1 tRNA gene is annotated in these 799 nt (G+C 50.3%); it reads left to right on the top strand.

Going from position 1 to position 799, the window contains the following annotated elements:
• Positions 1 to 235 precede the first annotated feature (235 nt).
• Positions 236 to 311 (top strand) — tRNA-Asn (locus tag AC3A8L_RS18995).
• Positions 312 to 799 lie beyond the last annotated feature (488 nt).

The following is a 799-nucleotide window of genomic DNA, read 5'->3' as shown; positions in this document are numbered from 1 at the left end:
AGTTGAGAGTCAAAAAGATGCGTATTCCCTTGGGGTGCATGGCGTGTAGTTAAAATGTGTAGTCACCTCATTGGTGATGAATCATTTTTATCGCGCGCCAGGTGCGCCAAGGGGATGCGTAGACTTTGATGGTTTAACGGCGGCTTCTAGGTTTAATCAAACATTTGGAAAAAGGTTGACAGCAAAAAAGCCTGGCGCTAATATGCGCGCCTCTTCGGTTAACACCGAATGCAAATCCGCTTTAGCTCAGTTGGTAGAGCAAATGACTGTTAATCATTGGGTCGCTGGTTCGAGTCCAGCAAGCGGAGCCAATTTCTAAAAAGCCGAATCCTTGTGATTCGGCTTTTTTCGTTCTGGCGCAGGCATCATCATTAACGAACACATGCCCTTACTGCCAGCGCAAGCCAGCCAAAACAACACGACCCCTCTCTCCCACAGACAACCGATTGGCCAGCACGCCGATACGCAGTGCTATAAACGCCTGTGACCGAGCGCACGAAAAACAATCGCAAAGGCCGCACCGCGTACTAATGCACGCATTGCCACGTAAAGTAGGACGCAAAGCATTAACGCCCAGACTACGATGCCAACCCTAACAGCTGACTTACAGATGACTGGGTACTACGATGTCAAAACCAACAACCTCACTCCGACAAAAGCTTATAGAAAGCCTTGAGCTTATACCGAGCCTTGTCCTTGGTTTACTGTTATCCGCCTGCGTTGCCGATAGCACCTGCGAAGCATGGACGTTCACGCCACCCACCTTGTGCCGCCTACAGGCCCTGGCGAGCAAGTGCAT

It is taken from the genome of Marinagarivorans sp. (assembly GCF_982758155.1).
The sequence above is the reverse complement of the archived record's forward strand: the minus strand, read 5'-3'. Positions and strand labels throughout refer to the sequence as shown.